This is a genomic window from Polaribacter litorisediminis (assembly GCF_019968605.1).
GTDB lineage: Bacteria > Bacteroidota > Bacteroidia > Flavobacteriales > Flavobacteriaceae > Polaribacter > Polaribacter litorisediminis.
In genome coordinates this window covers 625,719-651,036 of the sequence record NZ_CP082966.1, presented here as the reverse complement: position 1 = coordinate 651,036, position 25,318 = coordinate 625,719, and the positions used below count along the sequence as shown (strand labels likewise).

The window sequence follows — 25,318 nt, the reverse complement described above, 5'->3', positions numbered from 1 at the left end:
ATTTAATATTTAATTTGTGTTAAAAATAAGCCTTTTGCCGGAACTGACAATCCTGCATTGCTCCTATTTTTGCTCTCTATAATTTTTCTAAAATCTTCTTTTGATATTTTTCCCAAACCAACATCTTTTAAAGTACCAACGATTGCTCTTACCATGTTTCTTAAAAAACGATTTGCAGAAATATAGAAGGTTAACTCATTTTCTTTTTGTTCCCAAAACGCTTCCGTAATATTGCAATTAAAAGTATAGACATCTGTTTTTACTTTAGAAAAACACTGAAAATCTTCGTATTCTAATAATAGTTTTGCTGCATCGTTCATCAAAGCTATATTGGGTTTTTGCGAATGTATTTGCCATGAAAAATCTAACAAAAACGGATTTCTACCCAACCAAATTTTATATTCATAACTCCTCGAAATGGCATCAAAACGAACATGTTTGTCGTCATCTACTAAAAAAACTTGAGCAACAGAAATATCATTGGGTAAAATTGAATTTAGCCTAAAAAGAATCTCTTCTTTCAACTCTTTTGTGGTATCAAAATGGGCAAACATTTGCGATGCATGCACACCCGTATCCGTTCTTCCTGCTCCCACAACCTGAATTTCTTCTTGAAGAACTGTACTTACCGCATTATTTAATTTTTCTTGCACAGAAATAACATCTGGTTGAATTTGCCAACCATGATAATTTTTCCCATTGTATGAAAGTTCTATAAAATATCTCAAGAAAATCTTTTTTTGAAGAGCTCAAAATTACGAAATTTATTTAGGAATCCTTATTTTTGATTCCTTAAGAGACGTTAAAATTTTCCTACCCTTTTTTTATGAAAAAAATATTGTTATTATCGGATACTCATAGTTATATGGATGATCAAATTTTAAAATTCATAAAACAGGCTGATGAGGTATGGCATGCTGGTGATATTGGTCATCTAGAAGTTACAGATGCTATTAAAAAACTGAAACCATTACGTGCTGTTTTTGGTAACATTGATGATAAAGATGCTAGAGCGGAATTCTCGTTAGATGCCAAATTTTCGATTGAAGATGTTTCCGTTTGGATGACTCATATTGGTGGTTACCCACATAGATACAATCAAAGAATTAGAGAAGAGATTACTATGAATCCACCAAAAATTTTTATTTCGGGTCATTCTCATATCTTAAAAGTTCAATATGATAAAAAGTTGAATTTATTACATTTAAACCCCGGCGCTGCCGGAAATCATGGATTTCATAAGATTAGAACCATGCTTCGTTTTGAAATAGATGAAGCAGCCATAAAAAACTTAGAAATTATAGAATTGGCAAAACGAGGTTAGGCTTTTCTTTCTATAAAACAGGAAGTTCTATAAAAATCTTAGTTCCATTATTTAAGGAAGATTCTATCTCAAATTTCCCTTTCATCATTTGAATTCTAGCTTCTATCTGACTGATTCCTATCCCCTTTTTCATGTTTATTTTCGTTCTATCAAAACCAATACCGTCATCTGAAATGACAAGAATTAACTTATTATTTTTTTCTTTTAATTCGATGAGCGCATTATCTGCTTTACTATGCTTTAAAATATTATTGACAAACTCTTGAATAATATGATACACCTTAATTTCAAAGCTTTGATGATATCTTTTAGTATTTTTAATATCGGTATTTATATGTAATTCAGAATTAGAATACTTTTCTGCAATGTCTCTAACTGCAAAATTTAAACCGAATTTTAATAAAACTGAAGAAACCAAATTATGCGATAAGTCTCTAATTTTTTGAGAAGCTTCTACAATTATTTTTTGCGTTTTATCTATTTCAATAATTGTACTACCATTAAACTGTTTTCTTGCAGCCTGTAAGTGCAGATTCGCAGAAGAAAGTAAGGCACTTACACTATCATGCAACGTTTCTGCAATTTCCTTTCTTTCTGACTCTTTACCATCTATCGTTGCATTTAAAATTCTGACTTGCGTTTCAGATTTTAATTTCTCTAAATTTTGATTTTGAATAAGCGCTACTTGTTTTAACTTTAAAGCTAAATTCTTTTGTTTTAATTTGTATAGATTTAAGAAATACACTAGAGAAATTATAATCAAGAGGCCTAATATTGCAAAACTCCAAAAAATTCTTTGATCTCTTAGTCGTTTCACTTCTTCTTGCTCTTGAAATAGTTCTTTTTGAGCTTCAAAATTATATTCTTGCGTAATTTGTTCTATAATTCCACTGATTTCTTTTTCTCTAATATCTCCTTGTAACTCATGAGACTGTTCTTGAAGGTCATATGCTTTATAATCTTTTAAATTTCTCATGGCCCAAGCCAAATTAAAATACAAACCAGATTTCACTCTATTAGCTTTTGAACTACTATCATTCTTAATAAGATGGATAGCTTCTTTATAAATTTCCTTAGATTTCTTATATTTTTTTTGCGACAAAAAGATATTCCCTAAATTATTTAAAGCAGCAGCTCTATTTATGCTATTCTTACTTTCTCTATGCACTTCAATAGCTTTCCTAACATAATTTTCTGCTTTATCGTAAATTGAATCTTGTTCATAAATACCAGATAAATTGCTGTAGGCTTTTGCTATAATATTTTTGATCTCTGGATTTAATTGAGGGAACCTCTCTAACTTTTCATAGTATACTTTTGCACTATCTAGATAAAAATATTTATTGTTTTCTTGCTCCGCTTGTGAAAGTTTATGATATGCACTACCTATTTTTAAAAAAATTTCAGCAAATACAACCTCATTAATTTTTGCATTATTCTTCTCGGTCAAGGGCGCACTAATTTTACTTAATGATTCCCTATAGTACTGAATAGATTTTTCAAATTTGTTTGATTTATCATAAATATCTGCTAAAAGTAAAGTAAACTTATAAATCCAATATTCATTTCCTGCCTCTTTACACTCATCTATATAATCTAAAGATTTCTCTAAAGCTTCCCCAAACTTTTCGGTTTTAAAAAGCTGCAAAGCTTTACCGTATTTAAGTTCAATTAATGAATCATTTTTAATTAAAAATACAGAAGACATCTTTGTTAGAAAGATGTTTTCTGTATTCTTATTATCGTTATTAGCGCATATTCTCAATATACTAAAACAAAGAAGATAAAAAAATAACCTATTTTTCAAAAATTGATTTTAGTATTATGCTACTTGAATTTCCAAGTGATTGATTCTAAATTTGAACTTTATTTTCTGTCTATAATAAAGAAAATAAAAGAATAGCATAGCATTCATTGCAGCTGTATGCTATATTGAAATGTATAAGAAATGGAAATACATTTAGTTAGTCATTTTGATGCTTATGCCATTAGTCATTAATAATTATAACTCTTGGCTTTCTAACCAAAAGCTCTTTATAAGATTTTGCATTTGGGTTACCCATATGATTGACAAAATCAATCTTCAACGGTTCTCCCTCTAATTTTTCTAAGCTTCTAGAAAAATCAACTTCACCTCTTTTACCTCCTCTTAAATGCACTTCATGAATCTTAAGTTCTTCATTATATACAAAGCTTACATTGGTGTTTTCCTCTACCGTAAAATCTAAATCATACAAACCATCTTCATTTTTAACAACACTATAGCTAAGCAATCTAAGTGAATTGCCAGATTTTCTTGCAAAACTTATGTCATCAAAAATAGTAACACTGTTTGATTTTGATGCTTGTGTATCTACAAACCCTATTTTTACTTGGTCGTTTTTTATTGATAAATCATGAGAAATATTACTTTCTGTGGCTTTGTCGGACGAAAACAAAAAATATTGTCTTGTATTGTCATTTTTATTTAAAACCTTGTTTACCTCCGTATTGTCAGAAACATTAAAATCCACAGAGTAAGCGCCTGTAGCATCTCTTTGAACTTTAAAGGTTTTTAATAATTTAGCATTTTGATCAGTTGTTAGCACTGCATCTTCATTGGAGCAAGAAGCAATACCCAAAGCAACTACCGCCATAACGGACAAGAATTTAATTTTTTTCATTGTTTTATATTTAATTATTAATTGTGAATTCTAGCAAGCTTTGCAATGCAAGCGATAAAAAGATAGCCATTGGGGGATTTTAATGGTGTTGGGGGACTAATATTACATCTTTTAGAGGGAATCACCTCACATACTTAAAGATCTGACATATTATTTATTAATACTATCTTATTTTTTACCGCAAACATTGCTAGACCTACTGAATTTTTAACTTTTATTTTTTTAAATAAATTTTTTCTATGTGTTTCTACTGTACTATTACTTACTTTTAAAATATGAGCGATTTCTGGAGAACTGTATTGTTTTACAATCAACTTTAAAACAATTAATTCTCTTTCTGTTAGCTCTTCTATTAAATCCTCATCAGACGAACCATTTTTAAATGCTCCTTGTCCTGAAAACGATTTAAAAAGTTCTCTTTGAATATCATCACTAAAATATTGCTCTCCTTTAGCAACCGCCTTGATAGCTTTTATAATATGCTCTCCTGCATTATTCTTTGTGATATATCCTTTACAACCTAACGCTAGCATTTCTTGCACAATATTTATATCATCATAAGAAGAAAGAATAATAACCTTTTGTTTAATTTTATTTGCTTTAAAATATCTTAAAACTCCAATTCCGTCTATGATGGGCATCGTAATATCTAAAATTAAAACATCTGCTTTGTTTTCTTTAGCTTCAAACCAATCGACGACCTCTTTTCCTGTTAAAGAATATCCTCTAACTTTTATGTCGTTATCAGTATCTATTACAGCCATGATGCCTTCAATTACAATTTTATGGTCATCTGCTACGTGAACGTATATCTTTCTCTTCATTATTACATTACAAACTTAACACACTTATTTTCATTACACAATCCCCGTAATCAGGGATATTTCTCCTCCTTGTTTACAGGGAGAGACTCCTCCCTGTTTACGGGGAGAACAAAAACACAAATAACTGATATTTAATCATTTAAATCGCCCATTTTTTTATGTTTTTTTTCCAGCAATAAAATCATAGATATTTCAAATATTCCTGAAAAGTAAAAAAACCGAGAATATGTTCTCGGTTTTATTTCGCACTAAATATACTAATTGTTAGTTTTATCGCAATCTATCTACAGATTTTACGAGATCTTCATCCTTTTTAATAGCTTTATTTGCCAAAACAATAAACAAAATAGCCAAAATTGGTAAGAACATCCCAATACCTTTCTCCGAAACTGAAGTTTCTCCAGATAATGTTAGTGATAGATAAATCAATAATACTAATAAAAAAAGATTGATCAAAATTATAATTCGTCCTATTACAAACTGTAATTTTCTATTCTTAAATAAAAATATTGCTATTAAGGATAGAATGGCCGACGAAATGAACATCAAAGGAATTATTTTTAAAGTAATTAACTCTCTCGAAAACAAATCTACAACAAAAATTTTCTGTTTTATCGTATTCCATAAGCTAAATATAAAAATTAAACCTCCTGATACGATAGAAGCTAGCATTAAATATATGGTTTGTATTCTTTGAATCATAAATAATTATTGTAGCACAAAAGTAGAATTTCTTTTTTAAAAAAAGAAAACTTGAAAGTAAAAAAAAAAGTATATATTTGTATTATTATTACCACCCAAAGAAAGTTGTATAGTGCTATATACAATAAAAAAAAATCAAAAGAATCAATTTTAAAAATATTAAAATTTTAAGATTTATCATAACTTAATAAATATATAAATGTTCGAAATTTCTGAACTAAAAGCAAAAACCCTTGCTGACTTGCAAGTTATAGCAAAGTCAATAGGTCTTACCAAGACGAGTCAATTAAAAAAATTAGATTTAGTTTATCAAATATTAGATACACAAGCTACAAATCCTTCTGCAACAAAAGAGGTTACCGCTGCTTCTAGTAAACCTGCTACAGCAAAGCCTAAAAGAAAAAGACTTGTAAAAAAAGCACCCACTAAAGAGCCTGCCGATGAAGTAGCATCAGAAAATCAATCAGATGCTGTGAAAGCGCGGAAAGAAAAAACACCTGCTATAAAGAGGACTCCTGTTAAAAAGGTTGCAAAAAAAGAAGCCATCAGTGAGGAAAAATCTAACGATACAGATAGTAAACCTGCAGACGTTCGTGAAAATAAAACTCTTGCAGTTAAGACTACCAAGGCCAGTGAAGTAAAAACTGAAGCAACAGATAACAAAGAACAAAAGCCTGCTGTTAAAAATCAACCAAGAACTAATGGCAATACGCAACAGCGCAGTCCAAATCATGCAAAGGCGAAAAACACAAATCAACAAAATAAAAATAATAGTAGAAGCAACGGAAATAAATCTACCAATCGATATAGAGATCCTGATTTTGAATTTGATGGAATTATTGAAAGTGAAGGTGTTTTAGAAATGATGCCCGATGGGTATGGTTTTTTACGTTCTTCTGATTATAATTACTTATCGTCACCCGATGATATTTATGTATCTCAATCTCAAATTAAACTATTTGGCTTAAAAACGGGAGATACCGTTCGTGGAAATGTAAGACCTCCTAAAGAAGGTGAAAAATATTTCCCTTTAATAAGGGTTTCAAAAATAAATGGATTAAATCCTAATATTGTTAGAGACCGCGTTTCTTTTGAGCATTTAACACCTTTATTTCCAGAAGAAAAATTCAATTTAGCTGAAAAAGGAAGTTCTTTATCTACAAGAATAATCGATTTATTTTCTCCTTTAGGAAAAGGGCAACGTGGTATGATTGTAGCACAACCCAAAACAGGTAAAACAATGTTGCTAAAGGATATTGCAAAAGCCATTGCAATGAATCATCCAGAAGTGTATCAAATTGTTTTATTAATTGATGAAAGACCTGAAGAAGTTACTGATATGCAGCGCAGCGTTCGTGGAGAAGTGGTTGCATCTACTTTTGACGAACCCGCAGACAAACATGTGCGTGTGGCTAATATTGTTTTAGAAAAAGCGAAAAGATTGGTAGAATGCGGTCATGATGTTGTGATTCTTTTAGATTCTATTACGCGTTTGGCAAGAGCCTACAATACTGTAGCACCAGCATCTGGAAAAATACTTTCTGGTGGTATCGATGCAAATGCATTACACAAACCAAAACGTTTCTTTGGTGCGGCAAGAAATATTGAAAATGGTGGTTCTTTAACCATTATTGCTACTGCACTTACGGACACTGGATCTAAAATGGATGAAGTAATCTTCGAAGAATTTAAAGGTACAGGAAATATGGAGCTACAGCTAGATAGAAATATATCTAATAGAAGAATTTATCCTGCAATTGATTTGATAAAATCTTCTACACGTCGTGATGATTTACTACTAAACCCTAAAACTGTACAGAGAATGTGGGTTTTAAGAAAGTATTTAGCAGACATGAACCCAATAGAAGCGATGGAATTTATCAATGATAGAATTAAGTTTTCTAAAAGTAATGAAGAGTTTTTAGTCTCTATGAAAGGCTAATCATATTCAAACTTTTTATAAATATAAAATAAAACCTTTTTGAGATTTCAAAAAGGTTTTATTTTTGACCTATTTTTTTCATTTTACTTGGAGCCTTTTAACGATATCATCTTATAATAAATCGTCTTTATTTCGCTTATTTTTTATAAAAAAACGTAGAGAAAACGTGTTGCCTATTTCTAATTTCTCTGCACCGAAAACCATTCAATTTATATTGACTATTCACATTGGTTACAATTCAACTTTTGAATAGCCTGGAATTTCTATTATTTATGTGCTCAAAAACTATTTTATATCCAAGTTGTTTGAGGCTCATTAACCTTTAAAAAATAAAAAATCCGTTCAAAAATTTTGAACGGATTCTCCTATTTATTTAAACTAAAAAACTTTAATTACTGTACATAACAGCTCTGTTATCCTCTATATCTGCCGATTTTTTAATCGCTTCATACATTTTAAAAGTCTGTCCTTTTCTTGCTTCTGCAATTCTTTTTCTATTCGCATCATAATTAGGTAATGGAACTGGCAACTCTCTGTTCGTAACTTTAAATGCATACACACCTCTGTTACCTATAACTGGAGTGTACACTTTATTTAAAGCAGCATTGTACATAGCTCCAACTATTTTTGGCTCTACCCCCACTCCAGAAAGTGCGGGACTTTTTAAGGTAATATTATTAGAGGTCCTAACATTCGTGTTATTAGCTTTAGCAATTTCCTCTAAATCAGTACCTTTTAATTTATCAATAAGCATTGCAGCTTTCTTTTCATCCTTTAGAATAGGTCTTACTCTACCTATTGCCTTCGTTACTGACATTAAACCCTTTTTTTCAGAGCCCGTAACAAAAGCTACCACATGACTCCCCTCTAAATCAAAACGCTTAAAAGAATTAACATCTGTATCTGCGCTAAATGCCCAGCTAACAATTGCTCTTTGATTTCCTAAACCAGGAACATTTTCATCTAACGCTTTTAAACCTACGACGGGTTTTGGTTTATAATTTTTTTCTTTTGCTGCATCAAAGAATTTATTTTCTTTAGAAACTGCTAAAGCAAATTCTTCTGCTTGTCTAAACACAGTATTTTCAGTATTTTCTGATGGAATTATTTTTCTACCAAACGTTGATAGTTTTAAGACTTTCTGCATGTTTTTTTGATCATCAATTTTGATTATATGAAAACCAAAAGGTGATTCTACCACAGACATGTCTCCTTTTTTTGCAGTAAATGAATAATCTCTGAAAGCAGGAGTCATTCTTTGATAATTAAACCAATCCAAATCTCCTTCTTTTGCTCCTGAACCTTTATCTGATGAAAATTCTTTGGCTAACTCTCCAAATTTACTTTTTCTTTTTTCTATTACTGATAAAAGACTGTCTGCCAATTTTTTTGCAGCTTCTTTTGTTCTTGTTTCCTCTGGTGCAACTCTTTGAGCACCTGCAAAAGGAATTAAGATATGGCTTGCTCTTACCGAATCTGGCATTTGAACTACTTCCGTAATTTTAGAAATTTTAAAGAATCCTTTGTCTTTGTATGGCCCTACTACATCTCCTTTATTTCCTGCAAAGATTTTATCTGCAACGACTTGGTTTACAAAATTTTTAAATTGATAATTTGGATTCAAATTCGTATCCGAATCATTTTCTAACAAAAATAGATTGTCGTCTGTAGCATTTTTAAAATCTTCTGATAAGCCAATTAACTCATTTTTAATAATTTCTTCGTCTTCTAAAGTAGCTTTAATATCAAACTGTACATAAGAAATATCTCTCGAAGCTTCCACTTTAAAATCACTTTCATGATTGTCTATATATGCTTGTACTTCTGATGTTTTCATTTTTATTAAACTATCTGCAATTGAAGAATAAGGAATAAATACAAACTGTGCATTTAATTTTGTATTCTCTATCATGTAAGCAGTTTCTCCTTCTTTTAAAGATGCACCTAACCCAGCACTTACCAAATTATTAAAGGTAGACGTTTCAGCATTATCTCTAATTTGATTCATGTAAGAAGACCACTGAGACCACAATTGAGTTCCGTTTTCTTTTTCAGTTGCTAAAAATTGCTTAAATTTTGTTTCGTCAAATAAGCCTGCTTCGTTTTGATATTCAGGATTATTTTGCACAAATGAAGCGTTTACCAATTCATTCCAAATATCTGACTCACCAATTCTTATTCCAGCTTGATCTAATTGGCTTTTATATATTTTTTTTCTGACAATATTGTCCCAAACTGTTTTTGCTGCTTGCATTTCAGAAACTCTACCACCGGTTTGTTGCTTATATGCTTCTAATTCATTGGCAAATTCTTGTCTAGAAATTGCTTCTCCATCAATCTCACCAATTTCATTTACTTTGCTTGAATTAAAAAAATCTCCAAGTGTAGAGGGATCTAATACAAAAGCAAAAAGTGCTAATCCAATAATGATGATTAAGAACATCGATCGTTCTCTAATTTTCGATAAAACTGCCATGTTATATTAATTTATTTTCAGTTTGCGAATATAAGGTTTTTGGTTTTAATATTGCAACCCATTTTTCACTTATTAGTAGTATGTTAAGTCCTATTGGTATATCCTAATCAATCCAAATAAATTTTACATTTCTTGATTCGAAATTTTAAAAGAAACTTCATCAATTTTTGCTCCACTCATTTTTAATATTTTAATTTCAAAATATTCAATATCAATTACTTCTTTCTCTTCAGGAATATTTTCTGTATGTTCTATAATAAACCCACCTAAAGTTTCATAAGATTCTGATTTGGGTATATTTAAATCATATTCTTCATTTAAATAATCAATTTCTAATCTTCCTGAAAAATTGAATTGAAAATCGTTAATTTTTTCTTCTAAAAACTCTTGTGAATCGTGTTCATCCTCTATCTCCCCAAACAATTCTTCTACAATATCTTCTACTGTAATCATTCCAGACGTCCCACCATATTCATCGACCACAACAGCAACACTTTTGCGCTTTTTCATGAGTGTATTTAAGATGTCATTAATCATCATAGACTCTGGCACAAGTTCTAATGGCAATAGAATTGATTTAATAGTTTTTGGTCTTTTAAATAATTCGAAAGCGTTTACATAACCAACCACATCATCTAAAGAAGTTTTATAAACTAGTATTTTAGAAAGCCCTGTTTGTATAAATAAATGCTTTAAGTTAGCAACTGTTTCATGCATTTCTACCGATACAATTTCTGTTCTAGGCACCATTACTTCTCTTGCTTTTACATTCTGAAATTGTAAAGCATTTTGAAATATCTGAATTTCTGAATCCATTTCATCATCATCATTACCCGTTTCTAATTGTTCATTAATATAATGACCTAACTCTTCTTTACTAAATTCGGTTTGTTGCTCATCTGCATTCGTTTTAAAGAAAACTCGAAGAAAAAAATCAGAAATAGCAGTAATAAATTCAGAAAAGAAATGAAATAAATAATAAAAAATATAAGCCGGAACTGCAAATATTTTTAAAACTTCATTAGCATAAATTCTAAAAATTGTCTTTGGCAAAAATTCAGCGGTTACCAGAATTACAATGGTAGAGATAATGGTTTGTATTAATAAAATAGAGAAATCGTTAAAGGTATTTTTAGAAATAAATCTAACTAAAAATTCCCCCATATAATAACTATAAATTACCAACGAAATATTATTTCCCACCAACATCGTGGTGATAAATTTTGATGATTTTTGGGTAATGATCGTCAATATTTTTGGAACAAAACCTTCTCTTTTCTTCTCTAATTCAATATGCATTTTGTTTGCTGAAACAAATGCAATTTCCATACCTGAAAAAAATGCAGATAGTAATATTGTGATACCTATAATAATGAGTTCAACCTCCATTATGGACTTAAAGTTCTATTTATTTTGATGATTCCTTTTTTCAATTTTTTTTCTGAAATGCCTTTTAAAGAAAAACACTAAAGTAATCAAAATTGAGAAGGCTAGAAAAAAATAAGCTTTTTGTCGGTCAGCATTCCAACGAACTACGACTTCTATCAAACATATAAAAGCAACCATTAAATATCCGTACTGAAAAAATTTCCAAAATCTATTCATAATTTAATTTTCTGAAGTTTCTAATTTACCTATTGTCTTTTTTGATAAATGCTTTGATAAATCATCTTTAGACTCAAAACCGATGCCAAAGATCGTATCATTTTCTTTGGTAAGTTTAAATGCTTTTTCAGAAACAAAATATTTTGTTTTTTCATCCCAAAATAATTGCTCTGTTTCTAGTCTCGATTTATCCGAATGATTTATTACCACCACATTTCCTTTAATTTCTGATATCGATGTTTTGGTATAAGAAAGCGCAAAATCTCCTGTAATCGTAATTGAGTCTAGTCCTTTGTTTTCGAAATTCACTATTTTAATTCCCTCTGGAAATTTGCTATAAGGATGTAGCGTTCTATTGCTATAATCTAACATTTTGGCAGTGATTAATTTAGATGTGATTCTACCTGAATCTTTATATACATGAAAAGCATTCGTTGTAATGCCTATTGGTAAATTTTTATCTGCCAAAAAATCTCTTGCCTTTTGAGTATTGTTGTCACAAGAAAAAAGCATTGCTATTCCTAAAAGAAGAGCAATGCTTTTTATTATTTTATTAGTCGTTATATTCATTATTTGCCGCTAGACTGAATCTTTACTGTTTCTCCAATCCAACATTTAATCGAGTACGTTTCTCCTACAGCCTTACCTGCTGTAAAAATTACTTTTTTACTTGGTAAATTAGCTTCGTAAGATCTTATATACTTTCTGGCTGTTGAGGAAATACTTGGATCTACAGAAGCGGCTCTTTGAGCTTGTCTTAATGCTGCTGCATATACCATTCTCTTTTCAAACTCATCTTTTCCACAATCATTTACGCTAGATTGATATAATCTTCCAATTAATAAATATGCTTTTCCAAAATTAGGATTATATCTTAAGGCTTCTCTTGCTAAAGCTCTAGCCTTTGATAATTGACCTCTAGATTGCGCTGCTTGTGCAAACTTTAATTTATAATTTGCTTTTTTTATTGGGTCAGTTTCAAGATCAAATGATTTTTGTCTCATTTCTGCTGCCCCAGAACTATCTCCATTATCCTCTAATACATTGGCAAGAAAGGCATAAGCTTCTGGTGAAGGTGAAGCCTCAGCATATGCTTTTGCTAACTCTGCGTATAAAGGATCTTCTTGACATCCTTTATAAAACATTCTAGAAACCGCTCTTTTTAACCAAACTTCGTTATTTTTATTTTCTTCGAAATCTCTTTTGTATAGGGGTATTAAACGCTCACAAGTTGCCAATTCAGAAATTATATTATCCAAACCTCCTTCAATTTGTCCTAAAGCTTTTGAATTAATGGTATATGCTCTTAAGTATCTTTTCTCTTTAGCATCTAATACCTTGGTAGAATCTTTTGTTAATTCGTTTATTTTTTTTTGATAATCTGCCAATTTTTCTCCAACAGATTCAATTACATCATCGTAGGTATCAAATACTCTTTGCGGATTAGCATCTTTATACTTATCTGTTACTCCTTGAAAATATCTATAGATATTTTTTACACTCATATCTCGCGGAGAAATTTTATATGCTTTTTCTAAGATATCAAAAATCTCTTTATCCGAAGCTAATTTTCCTTTTATTAAATAGGTCGCATAATCACTATGCATTTTAGAGAGGTTATTTTTAGAATCATCATGTTCAGGAAAATATTGCAACCTTTGCTCATAAACCTTTTTAGCTAATGTTGGATCTTTTTTAAAGTCTTGCGCTAAATCAGCTCCATATTTATAGATGTTTACCGATAAATCCTGACAATTTTCCATCAAATAGGTCCACTTTTCATAAGCGTCGTCATATTTTTTTGATTTAAAATCTCCTGTAAATAAGTTGTATTTAATAAGACATTCTCTCTTTGCGTCTTCTTGTGCATTCGTTTTGGGAATAACCAAAAATATCGCTGCTGCTATTAAAAACGTAATTTTCTTCATGTTGTTAGTTTTAATGTTTCTAATCAATTTTTCTCTTTATAAACCAATTCGTATCCGTCAAAGATAAACTTAATCTAAAATTAAAATAATTTTCTTCTATTAAATTATTTTCTATGGTTCCTCTTTTACCAAATTCGAGCCCCATATTAATCGTGGACAATCTCTTTAGTGGTAACCCTAGACCAAAAGATATGCCAAAGTCATTAATTTCTGTGAAATTTGCACTATTCCCAACGCCATCAACCAGTAAACCCGTGTTCTCCATACGCACACCAGCCCTATAAGTAACTCTCTGCCAATAACTTGAAATAGAATTTACCTTAGGCAAATAAAAACCCCCTAAAGCTACCCTATTGGATTTACCATACCTAAAGGCTCCATTGGTATTTGCTAATAAACCTGTTGTAGAGATGGCATCTTGACTTTCATATTCTAAACCTGCATACCATTTATCAAGTTTTCCAATACCTGCACCAAAGGTAGATTTCAGTGGCAAATTAAATTTACCATCAATTTCTGTGGCAGAAATGGTATCTCTTGGAAATTCAGAACCAATTCCTGAAAAAGTTACTGAATATAAATAATCATTTCCTGTTACATTTAGGTCGTTTCCGAGTTTTACAGTGGCACCTGCATTTAAAATTAATTTATTTTTTAATTCTTTTTGATATTGCGCACCTAATTTTACAGACCCTCCTCTTACATTATTTATTTCTTCGTATTTCGTTGCGAGTGCAACTTCACCTCTTTGATTAATAATGCTATTCTCTACGTTACCAAAACTAAAATCTGCTTCTATCCCTAGAGAAAATTCCTTAAAAACTTTAATTCCAAAACTACCATAAAATCTATTGACACCTCCCCTACCTTCATACAAGGATATTTCAGAAGTATTGCCATCAACATCTAAAATTGCGTTAGATAAAGAATACCCCACTGAAGATATTGGCTGCATTCCGAAAGAGAAACCTGCATTTTCTCCAAGAGGAAAAGCCAAGGCAACATAAGACAAACTTGTAGAGATACTGTTTTGCTCTGTCGATGCGCTTTTTATGGTTAAATCATTATTTAACACACCAAAACCATAGGTTGTGTATCTCAAATTAGCATAAGCCGCCGGATTTGTAAAGTTTAAATATTTATAATGGCTAAAGGCAACACCTATTCCACCCATTGCACTCTGCTCTACTGTAGCTGTATTAAATTGGTCTCCAATACCAAAATAAGAATACGGTGAAGAACTTGTTCTTTGTGCTGTAAAAGTCACAGAAGTAAATAGTAAAATAATTACTACAATATTTCTAATCATTTGTTTTTATTAAAAATCAATATTTCATTTAATCCTTCAAGGAGAAAATTTTGATTGGCAAATATGCTACTTTTTAATTGTTTTGACAAGAAATTTGTATTCCCTCCTGTTAAAACCACTGTTAAATGTAAATATTCTTTTTTATATTGATTGATTACCCCTTCAATTTCTTGAATTACACCATTTACAATACCAGAATGTATACTTTCATTTGTATTATTCCCAATAAAATAATTGGGTTTATGAGTTTCTAAAAGTGGTAATTTTGATGTAAATGCATGAAGTGATTTATATCTCATTTCTATGCCAGGAGAAATTGCGCCTCCTAAATATTCAGCTTCTTTATTTACAAAATCGAAAGTTATACAAGTACCAGCATCTATGATAAGAACATTTTGCTTAGAAAATTTAACCACCGCACCAAATACTAATGCAATTCTATCTACACCTAAAGTATTGGGAGTTGCATATAAATTTTTAAAAGGAGTTCTAATTTTTGATGAAACAACCGTGAAATCTGTTAACGTTTTGAGTTTTTCTAACATCTTTAAAGGCATCAAAGCAACGCTTGATAAGATTGTGGAAGTAATTCTATAATTTTTAATTATTTTTTTTACTTCGGATATTATCCTTGTTTTGTTAAAAACTATAACCTGTACAAGTCTATACTCCTCAAAAAGAGCAGCTTTGACCCTTGTATTTCCGACATCTATAATTAAGTTCATTCTGTTATTTTGAATAATTTCAAAAATACAACAGATTTTTTTAAATTTTAGTTAGTAAATGTCAAAAAACATATTATATTTGCATCCGCTAAGGCATTGGTACCTTAGCTCAGTTGGTAGAGCAAAGGACTGAAAATCCTTGTGTCCCTGGTTCGATTCCTGGAGGTACCACTTAAAAATAAACCTAACACTCTAATTATTAGTTTGTTAGGTTTTTTATTTCCCTTAAAACTGTGAAAATGTACCCATATTTGTACCCACAATTTTAATACCTCCATACTTTTATAAAAAATACAATAGAATTTAACTATTTTATTTACGTATTGTATAATAAGTATCTATAATATCGGTGTTTTCTTATTTCTGTATTCAGAAATACAGAAAACATTTATACTCCAAAAAGTAAAAGACTTTCAATATCTTCAGCTGAAAAACTTTTACCCTCATTTATCTTTGCCATTAGTTTTAAATACTTCTTTGTAGGTTTGCCATCATAAGAACGTTTAAAATTTTTACTGTAAAGAATTTCAAAATATTTTGCACTTTTAAAATAACTGCCATACACACGATCTATGTGTCTATATTTTTTAGATTCTATTTGCTTTGAATACATACCGTCTTTTATTGCACTTCTATGAATAAAACGCTCATTGTAAAGGTTTAGCTTTCTGCAGGTTTTAAATGTAAAAGGACAAATAAAATAAAAAACATTTCCTTTTCCTAAATTTGAAGGCTTACTAATTATTTGAATATTGTAATTGTATTTAGTTCCATTACATTTATAATCCAAAATTAAGACTCCTTTATCTTTTTGCATCTGTACAATTATACTCATTGTTGAGGTTTTCATTCCGTTCCTATTCCAGCTTACTGTTCCTGTTTTGTATGTATAAGGTTTTAAGTATTTCCACTTTCTTAGATTGATAATACTAATATCTTTTGCTTCATCTATAATGTACGCCATTGTTTTATTTTTAGGTTCTTATTAATTAGTTCGTTCTTTTAAATTATCATTCCATCTTTTTACAGTTGATAAATATTTTTGATAACGCTTTGTTTTTATTCCTTTATAATGCTTTTTGTAATTTGGTTTATAAGGCTCGTTTAATACGTTCTTTACAGTTGGTATGTTTGGTATTAATTGAAATAATTTACGCCAGTACTTGCTTTCTAATTGAGTGCCATACATTGCATTTTTCAAATTGCTTCGATGCATAAATCTATTGAATACAAATATTAAGTTTCTGCAAATTGCACCCGAATAAGGACAAATAAAAAACCATATTAAGCCAGTACCTAAATTAGATTTTTTTGAAGTTAAATAAATTATTTGCTTTACTGGTTTATTATCAAAATCAATATAATTAAGAATAATACGCTCTTTATCTTTCTCCATTATTGAAGTAATATTAATATCTAAATCTTTTGATTTGTTAGAAATCCATCCAGTTGAGCCAGTCACTTTGTAATCTTTTTCAAAATAACCGCATTTTGATAAATAACCAGTTGTAAGTGTTTTTTCTTGGTTTATTATTATTGGGTATGTACTTGGTTTTGGCATATTGTCAAATCTGTATAACCTAAATCCTTAGCGAACTTGAACTATTTTATATTTTTATAAAGGGCTTTTTTTTCCTTTTTTGTGTGTGTTTTTTACAAAATTTAGCATGTTAAAAATTTTGTAGTGAAATTCTTTGTACGCCTTTATTCATAGGGCTTAACAGATTCTAACATCTTTTTATTTTCCTTAATAAAGTAAAGATGTTTTAACTTATAAAAGCATTCTCGTTTTCGTGCCATTCTAACAAATCTATTAAATTGTAATAACTTGGTTTTTTACTGTTACATCTTAATTTATTCCAAACCACAAACAAAGTATTTTTATTTACTGTTTTTAGTTTTTCAGCTTCAGAAAGAAAGGTTAAAAGTTTTGTTTTGTTCTTTTCATCTGTTTTTGTTTTAGGGTTCTTTATAGTATCTATATTTTCTAATAACTTAATTTTTCTATTGATGTTTCTTAAATCAAAGGGCTTTATTTTTGTCGTATCAATAAGAAAAGTATCTACATCATTAACTCCTAAATTTTCCAATCGGTTGCAATTTTTTTGCAAATGTTCGAACGCTTTTAAATTGTCGCTTACTAAATTATAAATCTCATTTTCGGGCTGTAAACCTATGTAGTCTATTGATTTTTTTATCTGTAAATTATCTGTTATTACAAACAAAGCATTCAAAACCTCATCTTTATTATTTAGCCATTTTTTTGCCACTTGTATTTTATTTTCTTCAGATTGGCTTTTACTTTCGGTTGTATCAAAATCAATAGAAATATGCGTTTTATTTTCTATGATATTGATATTATAATTCAACTCTAAAAAATGTATGTATTCCTGTTTTGTCATTAACAGAAAAAACCGCTTTGCAACATCATAAGCCAGTGCAAAATCGTTTACGCTTGTATCTTCATAGTATAAATATTTAGTGTTTGTACTATCTTTTTTATCGGTATCATTAACAGAAAAGGTTTCTGCATCTTCTTTTAATTTCTTTTGTGTATTCTTAAAATCAAAAAGCGGATTCCAACTAATTATTTTTTGTTCTTTGGTTTCTCTAAAATAAAAATAGTTTTTTCGGTCTGCATCTTCATTTCTAAAACGTGCAAAAAATTGTTTTACGGCTTCAGGCATTGGCTTGTAATCGGTTTCAATAAAAACAACATCTGTAAACCCGCTTTGTTTTATACTTAAACCCTCATCAATTATAGATGTTGTTAAAACAAGTTTTATACTTTCATTAAAATTACTATGATCTGTAAGCTGTTTAAAATCATTTCCTTTTTTAATATGAGCATCTGAATTTAATATTAAAACCTCATCTTTTTTATATTGTTTAAGTCTTAAAAGTTCGGTTTTTAAATCTTTTGCAACATTTCTACTATTAACACGAATAATACATTTGCCTTTTACATTTTGCAAGTGCTGTAAGGCTATTTTTAAAGGTGCTCTATTATCTGTAATAAGATTGATATTAACCTTGTTTTGAGCTTCTTTTTGAACGTTTATTAACTTGTAGCCAATAGACTTAAATAAAAGGTTTGTAGTTCCTGTAAGCCCTATTACTTTGCAAGATTTTAAAACCCTTGTTAGATTCTTAATAGTTTCCCGCTTGTATTCGTGTGCTGTTATTAAATTATGCACCTCATCAATTACAACATAGTCAAAAGTATTGCCAGTAGATAAATGTTTGTAGCCTTGTTCGTATGTGGCCATCACAAAAAGGCTTGTTTTTGCTTTTGTATGTTCTTTGGGTTCGCTATTGCCAGTAAGTGAAATAATATTTTGATATTCGGCTTTGTTTTGTTCTACTATTGCCGTTAAGGGTGCTAAAATTAAAATTCTTTTTCCTGGTCTATGCTTTGCAAAATCACGCAAAAAAGCCGTTGTTTTTCCTGTCCCTGTTTCTGCTGTTAAAATTGTTTTAGTATTGGCGTCTGCATACTCTAAAACTGTTTCTAATTGTTCACTAACATAGTTTTGAATTTTTAGCGTTTTATTATAAGAAATATTTAAGGGCTTTATTTTTAAGTAATCAAAAAACAACATTTTTTCAGCATCATTTTTTGCATTCTTTTTTATAAAACTTAATTTCTCTTTGTATGGTAGATTAATTAAATCATAACACGCTGTAAATATTTGCTTTTCTCGGTCTTTTACTTGTTGTTTTAGTACGTTTTCGCTTTGTTTTAACGTTGTTTGTTGAGGTTTGCTAGTATTGTAGCCTTTCTTTTTTAAATCACTTAAAAAACGGTTTAAATCATTCGAATAATGTTGTGTTAAGTAAAGTGAAAAAGGCGTAAAAACCTTGTAATTAGAAAAACTTTGACTGTAATTAAAAAATACATTATTCCCTCCAGTAGTTCCGGTGCTTTTACTTGTAGTACTGGTGTGTAAATATCTTGTATCATTTAGCCATTTAAAGCCATTATCTAACAAAGCGTTATGTATTGAAGTATCATTGTTAAATTGATGCTCTATTGAGCCAATAACCGCCCTATTATCTGAACGCCTATATTGTTTTACGCCAGTTTGTGAAACCCTTTGTACTTCTTTTACATCATAAGAAAAACGGATCGGGTTTGTATTGATAAAACGCTTTTCTTTTTGCATTGCTAAAAAACGGATTTGCCTAAATTTATTTTGTGCATTGTCAAAGTCTGCATCTACATTTAAAACCTCTTTTAAGTATTTTGTAATTGCTTTACCAATAGATAAATGCTTTTTTCTATCACTATTTAAAACCTCGGCTAATTGTGGCACAAATAAGATTCCAGCAATACCAAAACCACTATTTGAACGCCAAACCAAAACCGCTATTTTTTTGAGGTGCTCGAATACATTTGCATTGTTTAATTTAACTAATAAATGTTTGTTTTCGTTTTCCTTTACATCAATATCAAAGAATAAATAAGGTGCACCCTCATAACAGAAAACGCCATTTGTACCGCCCTTGTATAAGCCTTTAAGAATTGCAATACTATTGCTTTTTGTGGGCTTTGTTTTTATACCGTTTAATCGTTCTAATAAAGTGTTTAAAGTATGATGCTTTTTAACTGGTAAACCTATTTCTTTAGTATTAGAATAGTAAGCGTTAACTTCACTAAATAGCGGTGCACTTAGCACCATTTTTAAACTATTAAAATGATGCTGTACACTTACTTTAAAATCTGCTATTGAAACGACTTCTTTTAAGTCGCTCATAGCATCTATTTATTTTTAAATAGCTTTTTATTTGTTGTTAGATATGAAGCTCTATGACCTGTAAACTTGCAAAGTTTGCGTTCTACTTCTTGAAGTAAACCCTCTTTTTCTAAATTACGTTTTATACGGCAAATATTTTTTTGCGGTACTCCAGTAATTATACTAGCCATTGTATTGGTAGCGGTGTGTTCTAGTAAATAGTTAAATATGATTTTAGTTTGAGTTTTAAAATCATTATTTTTGCCTTGTCCATTAGGGCTGTGATTTCCTTTCTTCATAGCCCTTTATTTTTTAAGTTCTACAATAGAATTTTCAACCTCTGCAAGTTTGTAGTAAACCCGCCCTGAAATTTGATAAGATTTTAAAGTTCCTTTTTTTGTCCAATTATGAACGCTCGACAAATCGATTTTAAGCATCTTTGCGACATCTGACCTTGTTAAGTAGGTGTTTGGCTCTTTGGGTTGAAAATGTTCTTTTAAACTATCTAATTGAAGTTTTACGCCTTGAATAATTGCGTGTTGTAGTTGTTCGGGTGTTACTTGTACGAACTGAATACTTTGTGCATTTTTTTGCATCTTTATTGATATGTTAAATTAATATTTAGCAAATCAACTGACGCAAAAAAAAAATGTATCTTTGTATTTCCTAGTTACAAAAAGGGCATTCTATTCGGCGTCAGTTGGTAGTTTGCTCTTCTTTTCAAAGATAGATAGTATTCAATAGAATTAAGTTTCAATTCTATTCACAAAACCCCCGAAGTTTTCAACAAAGAGGTGATTTATAAGTTTTCTACACTGAAAACGATTTTTTTTTAAATAACTAATTATCAGATAATTAAAATTAACAAAACGCTACAACCACCAATTTCATTGACGTCGCTAAAATTGGGTTTTTAGCTTTGGTTTGAAGCGTTTTTGATAAAGTTTACAGAAATATTAATTTGCTTTTTTTACTAGCTTTAAAGTTGCTTTTTTTTCAGATAGTTTAACTTCATGAGCGTTCATTTTCTTATTCATTGCTTTTAATAAATCTGTTTTATCTTCGGTTTCATTAATGTATTCCATTAGCTGAGCATCTGAAGCGTGTCCTGTTATTTGTCTTATTTCAAAAAGAGTAAGAACATCTTTGTAAAGAGTTGCAAAGGATCTTCTTAAACTGTGGGTCCCTATTACTTCATGTTTTGGGTATTGCATTGAAACAGATCTTCTAACTTTTTTACCTTTTACAATTACACTTTTGCTTTTTCTTGCATCTACAAGTTGGTTTATTTCTGCCAGTGCACAAACTTCTTTTATTTCTTTGTTTATTATAACATCAGCGGACTTACTGTATTCTGTTTTTGGCATTCCGTAAATGTCAATTAGAGATTGTATTCTTTTAGTTATTGGAATTACAACATCAGCACCTGTTTTTTGATTGTAAAAACTCCAAAACTTTAAACTGCCAGTTTTATGAATATTATCTTCAGTTAGTTTATTGTAATCTGAAACACGCAAACCTATTTCACACCCAAATAAAATAACTTTCTTTGCATTTAAAAGTCTGTTTGGTACTTCTTTTCTATGTATTTTTTCTAGTTCATCAAAATTAAGGGTTACAACAATTTCAGATCGTATTTTCTTTTTGTCGGTTGTGCTTACCTTAGGATATTTAATATCTCTTATATTTTCAGATATTAAAACTTTATCTGAATAAGCATTTTTTTGATATTTAACGGCGTGTATTAAACTTTTACAGTGCTTTCTTGCTGTACTGGGTTGATGCTTTAAATCCTCCATTAAATAGGCTGTAAAGCCATTTATAAAATTTTGGTTTACATCTTTTGTGTTAACAATTTTCTTTTTGTCTGCTTGGTAGCTTTTAATTTTATTAAGTAATTGTTTGTAGATTTTCTTTTGAGTTTTATTATTAAAATACTCTTTTTCTATTACTTCATTTATTGCTGAGGTTACTAAATTTTTGCTTTTAATATCTTCGGCTTCTTTTTTTTCTTCTTTTTCTTTGTCTAAAAGTCTGAGTTCTTCTTTTACTATTTCCTTTTTACTTGAAAGTATGTTTGTAAGTTCATCTAACTTTTTAGAAAACCAAGTTTTTGATATTGCGATTCCTTTATTATTGTCCTGTTCAAAATGTAGCAACAAATTATTTTTTACATCTTCTAAATAGGTTTTGTGGTTTTTAGCATCACCACCTAAATAAGAAAGTTCTTCTAATTTTCTATGCTTACCTTTTGCCTTAAACCAATAAGATTTTTGAGAAGATATTTTTGTTGTAAGCCTATAATCAATATTTGTACTATGCTTTAATCTTACTGTTAAACTACCTGTTTTATTTTTTCCCCTGTAATAAAAATTAATTGTTGCCATGTTTTTTGAAATTTGAACAAAGCAAAGATAAAAAAATGTACCCATATTTGTACCCATAATTTTAAATCTTATTACATCTTATTACATTATTTTAAACATCCAATCAACACAAACCCTTTATAAACAATGCTTTTATAAGTGTAATGTAATTTAAAACGTCTTAATATTTCGATTCCTGGAGGTACCACTCAAATTTTATTAAACCCTTAATAATCAATTGATTACTGAGGGTTTTTTATTGCACTGTGTTTTTTACAGCGTTTTTATTAAGCATAAAAAAAGAGGAAACAAATAGTGTCCCCTCATTTTTATTAATTTAATAGTGCCTTTATATGTTTAGCACTATACCTTTTTTGGTTACCAAATCTTCTTGTTACTTTAATAATCCCTTCTCTTTCGTATTTTATTAAAGTTGTATCGCTTTTAATTCCGAGCAATTTTCTGACTTGGCTACTGTTAAGTAGACCTTCCATAATATATATTTTTTAAGCTTCGTGGACTTTTATACATCAACAGGTATCTTTTGTTTTTTTAAAATAAAAAACTGCCAAATATTATTTTAAGCGTTGTTGCCCGCACATCGACACACAAATTATAGAGTAAATCCACCCAACCAATTAATCCTTATATCGTTCTGATTACAAGTTAGCCCATTTCATCTCTAAAAAACAACTTTTTTTTTGTTTTTTTTTAAATAAATAATTTCGACAAAAAAACAAGAAGAAGAAAATCTAAGAATTTTAAAGATTGAGTAACAAGTTATAGTTGAGAAAAAAAATAACCTAAATAAGAGAGTAACTATTTAAAAATGTTTGGTGCAAAAGTAAATACAAAACCTAAAGAAGGCTCTATATGGATTGGTATAAGTAAAGAAAGAGATTATCTAAAAAATAAAAATAGGTCAGTTGGTACTTCGGGTGCTCATGAGCGATGGGTTTTATGATTGTACTTATTTATATTTTGAAAATGGTTATTTAAGCAGTTACAAAATTAATTTTTTTATATTAAGCTTATTACTAAGTGAACCAATTAATAGGTACGAAAAGTAGAATTTACTTTCGATGAACATCGATTCGTTTTAGTAAATTGGCCTTTTGAATTCAAAATGAATTTAGTTTAGCATACATAAATTCGCTCAAGTCCTTTGTAGTTCACAGCAAAAGCATCACCTCGATTTAAATTAGCCATTGAATCAGTGTTCAAAGAATGGAACTGAACAGCCGCATAATATCCATCATATGGTAAAAGTTGTTCGTTATTTTTTTCAAGTCCAACCCATTTCCTGTAATCCAAATCATTTTCTTCGGTTATATGTTTTACCACTACCCACCCTAAATTTCCTTTTTTATCCTTGAACCAAATTTGGGGGTTCATGTCTGGAAGGTCACAAAATGAAAGAACTTCATTTCCATTATTTTCAATGTCGGTTCGAACTATTTGTATAGCAAAATTGCTTAACTCCCATTTTGACATCTCCGTAGGTTCCTCAGAAGATAATGTCAAAGGATTAATTTTTTCATTGTTTCTTGCATCAAATAAATTCCAACCATTTTGTAATGGAAGCAATTCATATGGTTCTTCAACATTAGTGGATGCCATAAAATCTATAAGATTTTTTGATTTTTCTTGCAGTTTGATTTTGAACAGACAAGGAATTAAATTGTTGTCATCACATGCTTTTAACAATCTTTCCCTTTGTTTAAAACTAAAAGAACTCCCTGTTTCATCTATAAGCTCAATAACAACTGAATAAATTGAACTTTTAAATGAAAACGATAAGTTGTCAAATGATGGATAGGTTAATTCTGACTTTACCCATTTAAAACCATCAAAACTTGAATCAACCTGTTCTTTATTAAAAGCTTTAAACTGTTCTTGTAATTGAAAGCCTGTTTTTTGTATGGCCTTCAAAAATATTTCAGTTGGCTCAGGTCTATCTATTAGGTATTGTATGTCTCCGTATTTACTCATATTTTGTTGTCTTTTTGAAACTCCTTTGTTTGTAGATATAAATATGGAAATAAGTTGTATTAATGGTCATTTTACTCAAAAAAAAAATGAATTAAACTCCTTTTTTATGCTGTAAATTATAAAATTTGAGGTCAGTAGTTAGGAACATATAATTTTACTTTGATATATTTTTTCAGCTTTCACCATTCTTATTATCAAATTATTAAAAATGTTCTTTTTGCTATTTGAGCGATTAATTCGATAACAAAACTCATCAAGATATCTTTCGATGTTAAAATCGCTTACTGATGAATAGGCAGTTCTTATCCATGATTTTACCGGATGAATCATAGTGTGTATTGCCATAAAATTCTTTCCTTGATTACTTTCTATTTGAGTAATATTATACTCTTCAATTAAAGGACGATAACCTCTCCACTTATCTGTGGTTATTTTTGCGTTTTTATTATTTTAGCCCCCAATAATTAAATTAGGAAATCAAAAGCTTCGTAATTTATTATTTATGTGCAGCTTTAATGCTTTTAAATATAACAAAGCCTGTAGGGAAATTTATGAACGAATAGTGGCCAAAGCAAAGAGTAAAAAATTAGCACTAATAGCGGTTTGCAATAAACTATTAAAACAAGCTTTAGCAATAGCTAAATCAGGATTGATATATGATTATACCTATAGAAGTGCTTTAGTAAAAAATTAATGAGATTTTACTTATTTTTCACCACAGTACTT

The 25,318-nt window shown here is 29.8% G+C and carries 21 protein-coding genes, 1 tRNA gene and 2 pseudogenes; 5 read left to right on the top strand and 19 right to left on the bottom strand.

All coding sequences use genetic code 11. From position 1 onward, the window contains the following. Positions 1-2: 2 nt before the first annotated feature. Entirely contained in the window at positions 3-728 is a 726-nt protein-coding gene (truA, locus tag K8354_RS02775) for a tRNA pseudouridine(38-40) synthase TruA (RefSeq protein ID WP_223445214.1), read from the bottom strand. Between the two features lie 98 nt (positions 729-826). On the opposite strand from truA, the gene K8354_RS02770 reads away from it, so the two are divergent. Next, positions 827-1,324, top strand: coding sequence for a metallophosphoesterase family protein (locus K8354_RS02770; protein WP_223445213.1), 498 nt, complete (start codon positions 827-829; stop codon positions 1,322-1,324). A gap of 10 nt (positions 1,325-1,334) precedes the next feature. Here K8354_RS02770 and K8354_RS02765 read toward each other — a convergent pair whose 3' ends face one another. The 4 genes from K8354_RS02765 to K8354_RS02750 form a co-directional block, all read right to left on the bottom strand. After that, entirely contained in the window at positions 1,335-3,032 is a 1,698-nt protein-coding gene (locus K8354_RS02765) for a tetratricopeptide repeat-containing sensor histidine kinase (RefSeq protein ID WP_223445212.1), read from the bottom strand. Positions 3,033-3,312: 280 nt separating this feature from the next. Beyond that, positions 3,313-3,987, bottom strand: coding sequence for a hypothetical protein (locus tag K8354_RS02760; protein ID WP_223445211.1), 675 nt, complete (start codon positions 3,985-3,987; stop codon positions 3,313-3,315). Positions 3,988-4,121: 134 nt separating this feature from the next. Beyond that, complete coding sequence (locus K8354_RS02755; RefSeq protein ID WP_223445210.1) at positions 4,122-4,811, bottom strand: response regulator; 690 nt, start codon at positions 4,809-4,811, stop codon at positions 4,122-4,124. A gap of 270 nt (positions 4,812-5,081) precedes the next feature. Continuing rightward, positions 5,082-5,513 carry a DUF4293 domain-containing protein gene (locus K8354_RS02750; protein WP_223445209.1) on the bottom strand — a complete coding sequence of 144 codons (432 nt, stop codon included), beginning with the start codon at positions 5,511-5,513 and terminating at the stop codon, positions 5,082-5,084. A 199-nt stretch (positions 5,514-5,712) separates the two neighbouring features. Here K8354_RS02750 and rho point away from each other — a divergent pair, with 199 nt between their 5' ends. Next, complete coding sequence (gene rho / locus K8354_RS02745) at positions 5,713-7,455, top strand: transcription termination factor Rho (protein ID WP_223445208.1); 1,743 nt, start codon at positions 5,713-5,715, stop codon at positions 7,453-7,455. Positions 7,456-7,843: 388 nt separating this feature from the next. Here the strand turns inward: rho and K8354_RS02740 are convergent, their stop codons facing one another. The 6 genes from K8354_RS02740 to K8354_RS02715 all read right to left on the bottom strand — a co-directional run bounded on the left by K8354_RS02740 (position 7,844) and on the right by K8354_RS02715 (position 15,498). Further along, the gene (locus tag K8354_RS02740; protein ID WP_223445206.1) at positions 7,844-9,931 is read right to left on the bottom strand and encodes a peptidylprolyl isomerase; all 2,088 of its coding nucleotides are present in this window, start codon (positions 9,929-9,931) and stop codon (positions 7,844-7,846) included. A 123-nt stretch (positions 9,932-10,054) separates the two neighbouring features. Continuing rightward, positions 10,055-11,320: a hemolysin family protein gene (locus K8354_RS02735; protein ID WP_223445204.1), complete on the bottom strand. Its 1,266-nt coding sequence runs from the start codon at positions 11,318-11,320 to the stop codon at positions 10,055-10,057. Between the two features lie 219 nt (positions 11,321-11,539). Then, entirely contained in the window at positions 11,540-12,106 is a 567-nt protein-coding gene (gene lptC, locus K8354_RS02730) for an LPS export ABC transporter periplasmic protein LptC (RefSeq protein WP_223445203.1), read from the bottom strand. Next, positions 12,106-13,464 (bottom strand): tetratricopeptide repeat protein, encoded by a 1,359-nt coding sequence (locus tag K8354_RS02725; RefSeq protein WP_223445202.1) that lies wholly within the window; start codon positions 13,462-13,464, stop codon positions 12,106-12,108. The genes lptC and K8354_RS02725 overlap by 1 nt, the downstream gene beginning before the upstream one ends. Positions 13,465-13,483: 19 nt before the next feature. Further along, entirely contained in the window at positions 13,484-14,773 is a 1,290-nt protein-coding gene (bamG, locus tag K8354_RS02720; protein WP_223445201.1) for a BamG family beta-barrel-assembly machinery protein, read from the bottom strand. Further along, a complete protein-coding gene (locus K8354_RS02715; protein WP_223445200.1) occupies positions 14,770-15,498 on the bottom strand; it encodes a type III pantothenate kinase in 729 nt (242 codons plus the stop codon). Before K8354_RS02715 ends, bamG begins: the two co-directional genes overlap by 4 nt. A gap of 98 nt (positions 15,499-15,596) precedes the next feature. Here K8354_RS02715 and K8354_RS02710 point away from each other — a divergent pair. Further along, positions 15,597-15,669 (top strand) — tRNA-Phe (locus tag K8354_RS02710). 217 nt (positions 15,670-15,886) lie between these two features. On the opposite strand, the gene K8354_RS02705 is transcribed toward K8354_RS02710, so the two are convergent. From K8354_RS02705 to K8354_RS02680, 6 genes are all read right to left on the bottom strand, one after another. Further along, on the bottom strand, positions 15,887-16,462 hold the full coding sequence (locus K8354_RS02705) for a hypothetical protein (RefSeq protein ID WP_223445199.1): 576 nt from the start codon (positions 16,460-16,462) through the stop codon (positions 15,887-15,889). A gap of 21 nt (positions 16,463-16,483) precedes the next feature. Beyond that, positions 16,484-17,059, bottom strand: coding sequence for a hypothetical protein (locus K8354_RS02700; protein WP_223445198.1), 576 nt, complete (start codon positions 17,057-17,059; stop codon positions 16,484-16,486). Positions 17,060-17,264: 205 nt separating this feature from the next. After that, positions 17,265-20,255 carry a DEAD/DEAH box helicase gene (locus tag K8354_RS02695; protein WP_223445197.1) on the bottom strand — a complete coding sequence of 997 codons (2,991 nt, stop codon included), beginning with the start codon at positions 20,253-20,255 and terminating at the stop codon, positions 17,265-17,267. Positions 20,256-20,260: 5 nt separating this feature from the next. Continuing rightward, positions 20,261-20,533, bottom strand: coding sequence for a hypothetical protein (locus K8354_RS02690; protein ID WP_223445195.1), 273 nt, complete (start codon positions 20,531-20,533; stop codon positions 20,261-20,263). Between the two features lie 6 nt (positions 20,534-20,539). Then, complete coding sequence (locus K8354_RS02685) at positions 20,540-20,830, bottom strand: helix-turn-helix domain-containing protein (protein ID WP_223445193.1); 291 nt, start codon at positions 20,828-20,830, stop codon at positions 20,540-20,542. A 360-nt stretch (positions 20,831-21,190) separates the two neighbouring features. Further along, positions 21,191-22,621: a phage integrase SAM-like domain-containing protein gene (locus tag K8354_RS02680; protein ID WP_223445191.1), complete on the bottom strand. Its 1,431-nt coding sequence runs from the start codon at positions 22,619-22,621 to the stop codon at positions 21,191-21,193. Positions 22,622-23,429: 808 nt separating this feature from the next. On the opposite strand from K8354_RS02680, the gene K8354_RS18650 reads away from it, so the two are divergent. Further along, positions 23,430-23,564: a hypothetical protein gene (locus tag K8354_RS18650; RefSeq protein WP_302850523.1), complete on the top strand. Its 135-nt coding sequence runs from the start codon at positions 23,430-23,432 to the stop codon at positions 23,562-23,564. 173 nt (positions 23,565-23,737) lie between these two features. Here K8354_RS18650 and K8354_RS02670 read toward each other — a convergent pair whose 3' ends face one another. Beyond that, positions 23,738-24,592 (bottom strand): DUF8840 domain-containing protein, encoded by an 855-nt coding sequence (locus tag K8354_RS02670; protein WP_223445187.1) that lies wholly within the window; start codon positions 24,590-24,592, stop codon positions 23,738-23,740. 138 nt (positions 24,593-24,730) lie between these two features. Beyond that, positions 24,731-25,039: pseudogene (locus K8354_RS02665) on the bottom strand (transposase); the annotation flags it as partial. A gap of 13 nt (positions 25,040-25,052) precedes the next feature. Between K8354_RS02665 and K8354_RS02660 the strand changes: the two are divergent. Then, positions 25,053-25,286 (top strand): annotated as a pseudogene (locus K8354_RS02660) (IS110 family transposase); the annotation flags it as partial. Between the last annotated feature and the right edge of the window lie 32 nt (positions 25,287-25,318).